The 11,006-nt window shown below is 66.2% G+C and carries 13 protein-coding genes and 2 tRNA genes; 8 read left to right on the top strand and 7 right to left on the bottom strand.

Annotated features, from left to right (window positions below; all coding sequences use genetic code 11):
• The first annotated feature begins 9 nt into the window (after window positions 1-9).
• From EV640_RS03160 to EV640_RS03140, 6 genes are all read left to right on the top strand, one after another.
• On the top strand, window positions 10-663 hold the full coding sequence (locus tag EV640_RS03160; protein ID WP_133725796.1) for a DUF3566 domain-containing protein: 654 nt from the start codon (window positions 10-12) through the stop codon (window positions 661-663).
• A 95-nt stretch (window positions 664-758) separates the two neighbouring features.
• Window positions 759-832: transfer RNA gene (locus EV640_RS03155), tRNA-Ile, on the top strand.
• Window positions 833-855: 23 nt separating this feature from the next.
• Window positions 856-969: a DLW-39 family protein gene (locus EV640_RS13800; RefSeq protein WP_235181043.1), complete on the top strand. Its 114-nt coding sequence runs from the start codon at window positions 856-858 to the stop codon at window positions 967-969.
• Between the two features lie 19 nt (window positions 970-988).
• Window positions 989-1,064 (top strand) — tRNA-Ala (locus EV640_RS03150).
• Between the two features lie 288 nt (window positions 1,065-1,352).
• A complete protein-coding gene (locus EV640_RS03145) occupies window positions 1,353-2,714 on the top strand; it encodes a hemolysin family protein (RefSeq protein ID WP_036475725.1) in 1,362 nt (453 codons plus the stop codon).
• Window positions 2,711-3,790: a CNNM domain-containing protein gene (locus EV640_RS03140; RefSeq protein WP_036475724.1), complete on the top strand. Its 1,080-nt coding sequence runs from the start codon at window positions 2,711-2,713 to the stop codon at window positions 3,788-3,790. Before EV640_RS03145 ends, EV640_RS03140 begins: the two co-directional genes overlap by 4 nt.
• Before the next feature lie 302 nt (window positions 3,791-4,092).
• Here the strand turns inward: EV640_RS03140 and EV640_RS03135 are convergent, their stop codons facing one another.
• Both EV640_RS03135 and EV640_RS03130 read right to left on the bottom strand, forming a co-directional pair.
• Window positions 4,093-4,872, bottom strand: a complete 780-nt coding sequence (locus EV640_RS03135) for a rhomboid family intramembrane serine protease (RefSeq protein WP_235181042.1) — start codon at window positions 4,870-4,872, stop codon at window positions 4,093-4,095.
• 129 nt (window positions 4,873-5,001) lie between these two features.
• Window positions 5,002-5,535: a peptidylprolyl isomerase gene (locus EV640_RS03130; protein ID WP_036475885.1), complete on the bottom strand. Its 534-nt coding sequence runs from the start codon at window positions 5,533-5,535 to the stop codon at window positions 5,002-5,004.
• A 135-nt stretch (window positions 5,536-5,670) separates the two neighbouring features.
• On the opposite strand from EV640_RS03130, the gene EV640_RS03125 reads away from it, so the two are divergent.
• Entirely contained in the window at window positions 5,671-6,633 is a 963-nt protein-coding gene (locus tag EV640_RS03125) for a hypothetical protein (RefSeq protein ID WP_036475722.1), read from the top strand.
• 101 nt (window positions 6,634-6,734) lie between these two features.
• Here the strand turns inward: EV640_RS03125 and EV640_RS03120 are convergent, their stop codons facing one another.
• The 3 genes from EV640_RS03120 to EV640_RS03110 are packed head-to-tail and all read right to left on the bottom strand — an operon-like array spanning window position 6,735 to window position 8,336.
• Window positions 6,735-7,376 carry an aminodeoxychorismate/anthranilate synthase component II gene (locus EV640_RS03120; protein WP_036475721.1) on the bottom strand — a complete coding sequence of 214 codons (642 nt, stop codon included), beginning with the start codon at window positions 7,374-7,376 and terminating at the stop codon, window positions 6,735-6,737.
• Window positions 7,373-7,573 (bottom strand): hypothetical protein, encoded by a 201-nt coding sequence (locus tag EV640_RS03115; RefSeq protein ID WP_036475719.1) that lies wholly within the window; start codon window positions 7,571-7,573, stop codon window positions 7,373-7,375. Before EV640_RS03115 ends, EV640_RS03120 begins: the two co-directional genes overlap by 4 nt.
• Window position 7,574: 1 nt before the next feature.
• On the bottom strand, window positions 7,575-8,336 hold the full coding sequence (locus EV640_RS03110; RefSeq protein WP_036475717.1) for a class E sortase: 762 nt from the start codon (window positions 8,334-8,336) through the stop codon (window positions 7,575-7,577).
• A gap of 147 nt (window positions 8,337-8,483) precedes the next feature.
• On the opposite strand from EV640_RS03110, the gene EV640_RS03105 reads away from it, so the two are divergent.
• Window positions 8,484-8,780: a cell division protein CrgA gene (locus EV640_RS03105; protein ID WP_036475715.1), complete on the top strand. Its 297-nt coding sequence runs from the start codon at window positions 8,484-8,486 to the stop codon at window positions 8,778-8,780.
• A gap of 72 nt (window positions 8,781-8,852) precedes the next feature.
• Here EV640_RS03105 and EV640_RS03100 read toward each other — a convergent pair whose 3' ends face one another.
• Together EV640_RS03100 and EV640_RS03095 are read right to left on the bottom strand one after the other, a co-directional pair.
• Complete coding sequence (locus tag EV640_RS03100; RefSeq protein ID WP_133725795.1) at window positions 8,853-9,602, bottom strand: type 1 glutamine amidotransferase; 750 nt, start codon at window positions 9,600-9,602, stop codon at window positions 8,853-8,855.
• A complete protein-coding gene (locus EV640_RS03095) occupies window positions 9,602-10,915 on the bottom strand; it encodes a Mur ligase family protein (RefSeq protein ID WP_133725794.1) in 1,314 nt (437 codons plus the stop codon). Before EV640_RS03095 ends, EV640_RS03100 begins: the two co-directional genes overlap by 1 nt.
• Between the last annotated feature and the right edge of the window lie 91 nt (window positions 10,916-11,006).

The following is an 11,006-nucleotide window of genomic DNA, read 5'->3' as shown; positions in this document are numbered from 1 at the left end:
AGGACTTAAGTGAGCGCAAGCAACGGCGCAGGTAATTCGGGGAGCCAGACGGGCTCCTCCGCGGCGCGCCCGGCCACACGGTTCCCCGCGCCCCGGCCGCGTGCCCAGGCCGCTGGCGGGGCCACTGGCGGGGCCAGCACGAACGACCGTCCCCAGTCGGGCCAGGCCGGCGGCGCCAAGCCCCGGCCCACTGGGGCACGCCCCAGCGCACCGGCAGGTCGTCCGGCTCAGGGACAGCGTCCCACCGGGACTCGTCCCCAGCCCGGGCTCGTGCGGCCCACGCCGAAGGCGAAGGTCCGCAAAGCGCGGCTGCTGATCTCCAAGGTCGACCCCTGGTCGGTGTTGAAGATGAGCTTCCTGCTCTCGGTGGCTCTGGGCATCATGACCGTGGTCGCGGCGGTCACGCTGTGGACCGTCATGGACGTCTCGGGGATCTTCAACCGGGTCAACGATCTGCTGGGCCAGATCCTCGGCACCGAAGGGGGCGGAGGATCCTTCCGGGTTGAAGAGCTCGTGACCATCACCCAGGTCGCGGCCTTCGCCACGATCATCGCGGTGGTCAACGTGGTGCTGCTGACCGTGCTCTCGATGCTCGCAGCAGTGCTGTACAACCTCTCCGCCTCCCTGGTGGGCGGCGTCGGGGTCACGCTCACCGACGACTGAGCGCTCTCGGGCCGGCGATTTGGTCCGGTCGCTGAGAGCAGGGTAATGTGTAGTGGTCGCCCTCGCGGGGGTGACGCATCAGAAACAAGGTGTCCGGGCGTATAGCTCAGGCGGTTAGAGCGCATCGCTGATAACGATGAGGTCGGAGGTTCAAGTCCTCCTACGCCCACCCCGGACTCCAAGGAGGGAAACATGAAACGTCTCGTCTTTATGGCTCTCTCTGTGGCGGGAATCCTCGGCTATCGCCAATGGCGACGCTCCGAGGACACCCGGCAGATCTGGTCTCAGGCCACAGATTCGCTCTGATAGCCTGAGGAACACCTTTGGGGGCATGGCGCAATTGGTAGCGCACCTGCTTTGCAAGCAGGGGGTTAGGGGTTCGAGTCCCCTTGCCTCCACCAGAGGATAGATCGAGAAGCTCCCCGCACCTCAGGTGCGGGGAGCTTCTTCGTGTCACGGCCAGTTTCAGGGATCGGCGCGCATCCATGCTGGCATCCGCCGTATGCGATCTAGCTCCGGGGCTCGGGTGCGCTATAGTCTCGAGCTAACAGATCAATCGAGAGACTGAAGAGGTGCCTGACACAGGTGTACGAGTTACCAAGCGCAGCACGCCGCCGACGATATCGTCCCGCGGGTGCTGCGAATGCAGGGCCAGCTGATCGACGTGGACACACCCGGGTGGTGACCCGGTGATCGAGATCCTGCTCCTTCTGCTGGGCATCCTGGCAATCCTGGTGATCATTGCCGCCAACGGCTACTTCGTGGCCCAAGAGTTCGCCTACATGTCCGTGGACCGCAATAAGCTGCGGGCACTGGCGGCGGATGGCAATAAATCCGCAAAACGCGCGCTCGACGTCACCGGACGCACCTCCTTCATGCTCTCCGGAGCACAGCTGGGCATCACGGTCACCGGCCTGCTCGTCGGCTATGTCGCCGAACCCCTGGTGGGAGAGAGTCTGGGTGCCCTGCTCGGCGGCGTCGGCGTCCCGGCCGCGCTCGGCATCACGGTGGGCACCATCATCGCGCTGGCAGCCTCCACCATCGTGCAGATGATCTTCGGCGAGCTCTTCCCCAAGAACTACGCCATCGCCAATCCGACCCCGCTGTCGCTGGGCCTGGCACGCTCCACGAAGTTCTACCTCGCCGCATTCGGCTGGCTGATCTGGATCTTCGACGTCTCGGCGAACGCGCTGCTGAAGCTGCTGCGCATCGAACCGGTGCACGACGTGGAGTCCAGCGCCACGGCGAAGGACCTCGAACACATCGTGACCAGCTCGCATGAGAGCGGGGACCTCGCCGAGGAGATGTATCTGACCCTCGACCGCATCCTGGACTTCCCGGATCACGATGTCGAGCATGCCATGATCCCCCGATCACGCACCGGTCTGATCCATCCGGACACCACGCTGGGTGAGATCCGCACCCTCATGGCGCAGGAGCACACCCGCTACCCGGTGGTCGACACCCATGACGAACCGGTCGGCGTCGTGCACCTGGTGGACCTGCTCGGCACAAAGTTCACCGATGCAGCCCCTGCCACCGAGATCATGCGCGCCCCGGTGATCGTTCCGACGCTGATGCCGCTGCCCGAGGCCGTGCGCACGCTGCGCGACGCCAATGCCAAGCTGGCCTGCGTCATCGACGAGTACGGCGGCTTCACCGGTGTGGTCACCATGGAGGACCTGGCCGAGGAGATCCTCGGCGAGATCACCGACGAGCACGACGACGAGGAGCCCGCCGGCATCGAGAATGTCGGGGAGAACCACTGGCGCATCGACGGTGATCTGCACCTCGATGAGGTGGAGCGCGTCATCGGCCAGGACTTCCCAGAAGGCGATTACGAGACGCTCTCGGGGCTTCTGATGTCCCAGGAGGGCGCTCTGCTCACCCAGGGCCAGGAGGTCCGCATCAACCTGCCGGCCGATCCCGCCGACTACGGCGAATCCTCGCCCCCACAGCGCTGGGTCGACATCACGGTGCTCAGCGTGGACCGCCACGTTCCCGAGTCGGTGCACCTGCGCCTGACCGAACATTTCGAGGAGGAACGATGAGCGACTGGCTGATCCCCACCGTGGCGACCATTGCGATCATCGCCATCTCTGCCTTCTTCGTGATTCTGGAGTTCGCGCTGCTCGCCGCCCGCCGGCACCGGCTGGAGGAAGAGGCCGAGCACAGCCGTTCGGCCAGGGCCGCGCTGCGCGGGCTCAACGAGCTCACTGTGATGCTCGCCGGAGCCCAGCTCGGCATCACCGCATGCACCTTCGCGCTTGGTGCGGTGAGCAAGCCAGCCGTGGACTACGCGCTGACCCCGATCTTCGAGTCCTGGAACATGCCGCTGTGGGCCGCGGACGTGCTCGCCTTCGCCCTGGCGCTGTTCCTGATGACCTTCCTGCATCTGGTGGTCGGTGAGATGGCCCCGAAGTCCTGGGCCATCGCGCACCCGGAACGGGCTGCGAAGCTCATCGCACTCCCGGCCCAGGTGGTCCTCTGGGGCTTCCGTCCGCTCCTGCTCTGGATCAACGGGATCGCCAACCGTCTCGTCGCGGCCAGCGGCATCACACCGGTGGACCGAGCAGCAGCAGGTGGCTACGACTCCGACACGATCCGACACCTGGTGGAACACTCCACCAGGACCGGCACGCTGGACGAGGCTTCGGCCACCCAGATCTCCCGGGTCATCGACCTGGAGACGCTCACCGTGGACGATGTCATCGCAGGACGCACCCGGCAGGAGACCACGACGGTACCGGTCACGGCCACCGCGGCCGATGTCCAGGCCGCGGCCCAGCGCACCGGGCACCTGCGCATCCTGGTCATCCCCGAGACCGGGGCGAACCCGCTGGTGGTCCACGTGCGGGACACCCTCACGGTCGGGCCGGAGCACCCGGTGAGCGACCTGGCTCGACCTGCGCTGGTCGTCTCCACCGGTGCCTCGGTCTACGACGCGTTCCAGACCATGCGGGCGGCTGGCGAACAGCTCGCGGTGGTCTATTCCGACGGTGCTCTGGCCGGAGCCATCACCTGGAACGACATCCTCAAGCGGATGTGGCCCACGATGGAGGAGCAGTGGAGCGAATCAGAGGCCGCTGCCGAATCCCGCCAGCAGGGCAGCTCCGCTCGACGCTAGCCCGACCGCCTCAGGCGCCCCGCTCCGGGGCTGCTGGAGCAGCAGGACGACGCCGGACTCACAGCCTGTGGGTCCGGCGTCCTCGTATCTCCCAGAATGGCCCAGATCTATAGTTATCCACAGAGGTTATCCACAGTGTGCATAAGTTACACAGCTGTGATTCCCCAGGTCAGAGGGATATCCACAGGAATCTGTGCATTGTGCACAAAACTGTGGATTAGTCCTGCACAGCCTGGGGACCATCACGCCGGATGGTCCACGCGTGGTTCATGCGTGGACCGTGGGCGGGGTGCATCCGGGGTTCATGAATAGGGATTGACCAGATTCATGCCCAGCCCGGTGAGCAGCACCAGGACCCCGGCGATGCCGAGCAGTCCGATGCTCTGCCAGCGGGCTGCTCGGCGCGCATCCTGGCCCCGGTCACCGGAGGTTCGGGTCGGGGTCTTCGAGATGACCAGGGCGCACAGCGTGCCCACCACGAGTCCACCGAAGTGTCCCTGCCAGGAGATGCCGGGGATCACGAAGCTGATCACCACGTTGATTCCGATCAGGGTGAGGATCCCGCCGGTCTGCGAGCCGGTGGCGCGCATCAGGATGAACAGCGCCCCGAACAGTCCGAACACCGCCCCGGAGGCGCCGAGTGTGGGGGTCCAGGCGGGGGTCAGGAAGAGCACCGCGACCGAGCCGCCGAGAGCGGAGAGGGTCAGCAGCGCGATGTAGCGCAGCACTCCGAGCGCCGGTTCGATGGCACGGCCGATGAACCAGAGGGCGAACATGTTGAAGAGCAGATGCATCGCATTGGTCGGAGAATGCACCAGTGCGGAGGTGAGCATCCGCCAGGGCTCGAAGAACCAGGCGGAGGTCTGCACCGGGGCGTACCAGAGGGCCCCGGTGACCGGATCGGGGTTCGCCCCGGTGAGCGTGCCGCTGAGCAGCTGCAGAGCGAAGAGCAGGACACACAGCCCGATGAGCGTGAAGGTGACCATCGGGCGCCGGTCCGGGCGCAGCACGGCGCCGAACTGGGAGCGCGCGGGGGGCCGACGTCGTTGGAACTCGTCCTGAGCTCGGCTCAGGCAGTCCACGCATTGAAACCCGACCGGGGCCTCCCGCAGGCACCCCGAACAGGCCAGCCTCTCGCAGCGTTGACACGCCACGGTGGCCGGCCTGTCCGGGTGCTTCGTGCAGAATGTTGCGTCGATCGTGCTAGATCCTCAGAGCTTCTTGATGTCGATCTTCTCGATGACGACATCTTCCTTCGGGCGGTCCCGGTTATCGGTGGGAACCGTGTTCAGGGCATCCACGATCTTCTGCGAGGCCAGATCGGAGACCTCGCCGAAGATGGTGTGCTTGCCCTGCAGCCAGTTGGTGGCCACGGAGGTGATGAAGAACTGGGACCCGTTGGTGCCGGGACCGGCGTTCGCCATCGCCAGCTTGTAGGCGGAGGTGAAGTCCAGCTCCGGGTGGATCTCGTCGCCGAACTTGTAGCCGGGACCACCGACGCCGAGGCCCAGGGGATCCCCGCCCTGGATCATGAAGTCGGAGATGATCCGATGGAACACGGTGCCGCTGTAGAGCGGGGTGTCGACCATCTTCTCGCCGGACTCCGGGTGGGTCCACTCGCGCTCACCGGTGGCGAGCCCGACGAAGTTGTCCACGGTCTTGGGAGCGTGGTTCCCGAAGAGCTCGACGAGGATCTCGCCCTGGGAAGTACGGATAGTTGCCTGATGTGTTGCGATAGCACTCATGAATCCCATTCTCTCACTCTTGGTGGCGCGGAGTGCCAGGTGCAGGGATGATGAAGGGATCGGCAGGGCCATAGCAGCTCACGCAGAGACCACGTAAGCTGAAGCCAGCAACCGATCCGAGTTCGGAGGACATGCATGTTCGGCAAGAAGAAGAAGCGCAACCACAGCTGGGAGCACCTGGTGCTCGCGGGGGTCGAGTCCGCACGCGATTGGACCGCCCCGAAACTGGGTGCGGCGGCAGACTGGGCCGAAGACACCTACCGCAAGGGCGCCCCTAAGGTGCACGATGCCTCGGGCCGCGCATTGACCGCGGTCAATGACAGCGCCTCGGTGGCAGGCAAGAAGATCAAGGCATACTCCTCGGTCGCCGGCGGCGGCATCTCGTCTCAGTACGAGAAGCTTCCTCCGCAGGCCAAGGCAGAGGTCTCCAAGATCCTGGCGAAGTACGACACCGCCAAGACGCAGTTCACCTCGGAGTACGTCCCGGCCACCTCGGCGAAGCTGGGCGGCTATGCGGACAAGACCGCGAAGCTGATCCACCGCGCCGAGCTTGATCCCCGCGTTGAGAAGGCGCTGATCAAGGCCACCGGTGACAAGAAGATCGTCAAGAAGCTGCGCAAGAGCTCCGAGCGCTACGCCAAGGATGCTGCCAAGACGCTGAAGAAGCCCCAGCGTTCGAACAGCCGCAAGAAGGGTCTGCTGGTCTTCGGACTGGTGGCCGCGGCGGTGACCGCAGGGGTGGCCGCATGGCGCGCCAGCCAGCCGGTGGAGGACCCGTGGAAGAAGCCTGCGCCGGTCACCCGGCCAGCCGCCTCCTCCACGGCAGCTCCGAAGCCGGTGACCTCGGCCCCCAAGCCTGCTGCCTCGGCTCCGAAGCCTGCTGCCTCGGCTCCGAAGCCGGCGACCCAGGGCGGTTCGGCTGCGCCGAGCACCGTCGCAGGGACTCCGGCCGCTGCGCCGAAGGCGAATCCCGACGCCCCCAAGAGCTCCGGTGCGCCGGAGTCCAAGGCCGGTCCCTCGGGAGTCACCAACGTCAACGCGCAGAACGCTGACGAGGCCAAGGGCAAGAACGTTCCCTCACCGAAGCCGGCCACCTGAGCTGAGCCTCGACTGAGAACGTAGCTACGCAGAAGCGGACCTGGCGATCATGCCAGGTCCGCTTCTGTGTGTGCGGTGGTCTCAGCGTGTGTCCGGTGGCGTCAGCGGATCGGGTTCAGCGTCGCAGCCTTCTCCGCCGCTCCCGTCTGCCCCATGCTCTCGAGCCAGTTGCCCAGCATCCGGTAGCCGCCCTCGGTGAGCACCGACTCCGGGTGATACTGCATACCCCACAGCGGCGCCGTGCGATGCGCCAGCCCCATGATGACTCCGTCCTCGGTGCGCGCGGTCACCTCCAGCACCGCCGGTATGGTCTCGGGTGCCACGGTCAGGGAATGGTAGCGGGTCGCCACGAAGGTCTCCGGCAGCCCGGCGAAGGAGACGTGCCCGGTATGGGTGACCGGGGAGGTCTTGCCGTGCATCAGCTGCTCGGCATGGGTGACCGTCGCACCGAAGGCCTCACCCAGGCCCTGATGTCCCAGGCAGACCCCGAGCATCGGTTCCTGGGCCTCCGCGCACCATCGGATCAGCTCCACGGAGACCCCGGCCTCCCCGGGGGTGCCGGGGCCGGGGGAGATCAACACGCCGTCGTGCTCGGTCGCGAGCTGCTTCGCGGCCTCCACGGAGAGATCGTCATTGCGGATCACGGTGGCCTCGGCGCCGAGCTCGCGCAGGTAACCGACCAGGGTGTAGACGAAGCTGTCGTAGTTGTCGATGACGAGGATGCGGGCGGGGGTGTCACTCATGCGGGGGTCCCTTCGACCCGGCCCAGTGCCGGGAAGGTCAGCGATTCAAGCGTGGAGTCATTGAGCGGGCTGTACTGGCTCAGCCACGGGAAGACGAACTGCATCAGGAGAAACACGATACCGGCCACGATGGCCAGGGCGAGCAGGATCTGGACCAGCAGGGGGCCCGGGAGCGCGCGGAAGAGCCAGGCGTACATCTCAGGGCCCTCCCTGGCGCAGCGCGGCCGGAGCCTCGGCCGTGCGGGGGGCGAAGTCCACCAGCTCGGCGTGGGTGATCAGCCGCTCGCGGTTGGAGAAGAGCGGGTGACAGGTGGTCAGGGTCAGCAGCGATCGGTCAGCCTCGGCCTCGAGCTCGCCGGGGACCGGCAGGATCACCTCGGAGTCCTGGGGCAGCACCACATGGGTCTCATAGACCTCATAGGTGTAGTAGCCGTCGGGCGACTCGACGTAGATCTCATCCCCGGGGGTGAGGCGGTCCTGATCGCGCAGCACGTCACCATAGGTGAGCCGATGTCCGGCCACCGCGAAGTTTCCTGCCTCACCGGGCAGCTGGGTGTCCGGGTAGTGTCCCAGTCCGCCGGTGTTCAGCGTCTCGTCATCGACGCCGGAGCGCACCGGCGCTGACCAGTCGGCACCGATCGCGGGCGCATAGATCACGGCCATCGCGCCGGACTCCACGGCCGCCATGTTCTCGGGACATGCCGCATACTCCCCGTCGGGAAGCTGCTGACAGTTCTGCGGCGACTCCGCACGTTGCTGCTGCGCAGGGTCGGTGTCCAGCTGTTCGATCCGGGTGTGGAACTCGCTCTCGATGGCCTGGGCCTCACGGTTCGCGTCGAGTCCGGTCCACCAGATCTCCCAGACCACGAAGAGCAGTCCGAGCACGCCCAAGGTGATCAGCAGCTCCCCGGTGACGCCGAGGATCCGGGCGCCGATGCCCCGGCCGCGGTGTCCCGACATGAATCCTCCGAAAGCTGGGTGGGGCGAGCATCACACGCAAACGGTAGAATGGCACGCAGACCACGGCCGGGACCTCAGATATGCACGGCCGTGACACCAGGATACCGAACCGGGATCCACGCCAGATCCAGAGGGGACCGAACCGACGTGGCTGAGTCCAAGCACCGCAAGAACCGCCGGACGCGCGACAAGACGGAGACGAAGAAGTCTCCGCTGAACGACGCCGATCCCAAGAACGTCAAGGACCTCGACCTCGAGGATGAGTCCCTGCCCATGTGGTACCGGGCGACCATGATCGGGCTGATGATCCTGGGTCTGCTCTGGCTCATCGTCTGGTACATCACCCAGGGCGCGGCCCCGGTGCAGGCGGCCGGCGGCTGGAACGTCATCATCGGCTTCGGCATCACGATGGTCGGCTTCTTCATGACGATGCGCTGGAAGTAGGCCCCGCGACCGTTCCTGACCTCCGCCGGACGGCTGGCGCGACCCAGGTCAGGGCCCGGCGAAGCTGCCGACCTAGCGGGGTCGGCGGGTCGCCGTCGTCCGGGCCTTTCGGGTCAGCTCATCGATCGGCTGGGCAGATCCGGCCGGGTCGATCTGTGGCTGGGATGCCTCGGCGTAGCGGTTCTGCACCGCGGTGGCGATCAGGAAGTCCGCGATCGCGGGGTTCTTCGGGAGCAGCGAGCCGTGCAGGTAGCTGCCCACGATGTTCTTGAAGCGCGCGCCCTCGTAGGAGTCCTTGGCGTTGTTCCCCTCGCCCTTGGTGACCCGGGCCAGCGGCTGGACCCCTGGGCCGAGGTAGGTCTGGCCGGAGTGGTTCTCGTAGCCCAGGATCTCGCCGAACTCCGTGGACTCGGCGACCACATTGCCGATCAGCCGGGTATCGGTGCCCTCGGTCCTCAGATCGAGGATGCCCACTCCCTTGATCTCCCGGCCCTCGCGGGTGCGGAAGGAATGCCCGAAGAGCTGATAGAGCCCGCAGATCATCAGCATGGGCGTGCCGCTCTGCGCCAGCGTGTGCAGCCTGTCCCCGATCCGCAGCAGGTCCTGCTGGATCTTGTCCTGGCCGCTGTCCTGGCCGCCGCCGCCGATGACGAGGTCGACCTGCTCCGGGAACTCATCCTCCGGGTCGTAGCTGTGCAGGATCGGCTCATAGCCGCGCCACTGCAGGCGCCGCTGGAGCACCAGCGCATTGCCGAAGTCCCCGTAGATGTTCATATCCCGGGGATAGAGCTGGAGCACGTGGATCGGCTTGGGCTCAGCCATCAGAAGGCCTCCACTTCGGTATAGGCGCCCAGCCGCTTTCGCAGCGCGAGCATGGCGGTGTAGGTGCAGAAGATCCGAGCCGGCCTGTCGGGATTCTCATCCAGGAAGCGGGTGAGCGCGAGCGAGAGGTCAGGCTCCACCGCGTCGAAGTCGACGTCGTCGTACTTCAGCCGCAGTGCCATGTCGTAGGCACGAACTCCGGAGACCATCCGCACGCCCTGCTCGGCGAGCGAGGCGAACTCCACGTCCCAGAGCCAGCTCATGTCCCGGCCGTCGGCATAGTTGTCGTTGATGGCGATCATCGTGGCGACGCCCTCGGCCGAGAAGGAGCTCAGGCCTAGCCGGAAGCCGGAGGGGTTCTTCACCAGCACCAGGTCCAGGGGACGACCCTGCACGGTGAGGCTCTCACCTCGCCCGAAGGCGGGGGAGACCTTCGAGAGTGACTCGATCAGGGCCCGGGGGTCCACGGTCTCACCCAGGGCCTGGCGGACCACCGCCAGCGCGGCCGCCGCGTTGAAGGTGTTGTAGGCGCCGTTGACGGTCAATGACGTGCTCACCGACTCGCCGTCAATGGTGAACCTGCCGCCACCCTCGGTGAGCTCCTCCAGGACCACATCGGCATGAGGGTGATCCGCCGCGTCGGCGGGCCCGGAGTGGAAGTCGTCATCGCTGGGGAAGTGGCCGCGCAGGGATTCGCTGAGACCGAAGTAGTCGACCCGCTGGGTGTCCAGGGTCTCGGCGATGGCCCGAACCCGGGGGTCTTCACGGTTGAGCACCACCGCCTCGACCGTGTGTTGGGCAATGGTGCGCAGCATCCCGGCGGTGGTGTCGATCTCCCCGAAGCGATCCAGCTGATCGCGCATGACGTTGAGCAGCAGGCTGTGGTTCGGGCGGACCGCCTTCACGAAGTGCACTGCGTGGGCCTCGTCGAGCTCGAGCACCGCGATGTCGGCGTCGAGGGTGCCGGTGAGCCTGACATCTTCGAGGATGGAGGCGACGACGCCGCGGGTGAAGTTGGACCCGCTGCGGTTGGTGAAGACCCTCAGGCCCTGTCCCTGGAGCAGCTCCACCACCATCTTGGTGGTTGTGGTCTTTCCGTTGGTCCCGGAGACGACGATGACTCCGCGCGGGAGCCGGTGCAGCGTTCGGGCGAGGAAATTCGGGTCCAGCTTCTCGACGACCAGTCCCGGGAAGGCCGATCCGCCACCGCCGCGCAGCTTCGTCACGGCGCGCGCAGCACGTCCGATGAGCACTGAGCCGGCCGAGCCCAGAGCCGTCCCAAGGGTTCGCGGTGCGGAGGAGATTCTCGACATGGCGCTGATTATTTCATCTCATTTCTCGGGTGCCGCGCAGATCGATGCCGCGTGGTGGTCGACGAGGGGGTCTGGGAGCTGGTCATGCAGG

The sequence above is a fragment of the Nesterenkonia aurantiaca genome (genome assembly GCF_004364585.1).
Taxonomy (GTDB): domain Bacteria; phylum Actinomycetota; class Actinomycetes; order Actinomycetales; family Micrococcaceae; genus Nesterenkonia; species Nesterenkonia aurantiaca.
The sequence above is the reverse complement of the archived record's forward strand: the minus strand, read 5'-3'. Positions and strand labels throughout refer to the sequence as shown.

Bases quoted from the DNA above. Each gene is read 5' to 3' on its own strand.
- EV640_RS13800 (WP_235181043.1), top strand. From the start codon at position 856: ATGAAACGTCTCGTCTTTATGGCTCTCTCTGTGGCGGGAATCCTCGGC.
- EV640_RS03140 (WP_036475724.1), top strand. From the start codon at position 2,711: ATGAGCGACTGGCTGATCCCCACCGTGGCGACCATTGCGATCATCGCC.
- EV640_RS03130 (WP_036475885.1), bottom strand. From the start codon at position 5,535: ATGAGTGCTATCGCAACACATCAGGCAACTATCCGTACTTCCCAGGGC.
- EV640_RS03125 (WP_036475722.1), top strand. From the start codon at position 5,671: ATGTTCGGCAAGAAGAAGAAGCGCAACCACAGCTGGGAGCACCTGGTG.
- EV640_RS03120 (WP_036475721.1), bottom strand. From the start codon at position 7,376: ATGAGTGACACCCCCGCCCGCATCCTCGTCATCGACAACTACGACAGC.
- EV640_RS03115 (WP_036475719.1), bottom strand. From the start codon at position 7,573: ATGTACGCCTGGCTCTTCCGCGCGCTCCCGGGCCCCCTGCTGGTCCAG.
- EV640_RS03110 (WP_036475717.1), bottom strand. From the start codon at position 8,336: ATGTCGGGACACCGCGGCCGGGGCATCGGCGCCCGGATCCTCGGCGTC.
- EV640_RS03100 (WP_133725795.1), bottom strand. From the start codon at position 9,602: ATGGCTGAGCCCAAGCCGATCCACGTGCTCCAGCTCTATCCCCGGGAT.
- EV640_RS03095 (WP_133725794.1), bottom strand. From the start codon at position 10,915: ATGTCGAGAATCTCCTCCGCACCGCGAACCCTTGGGACGGCTCTGGGC.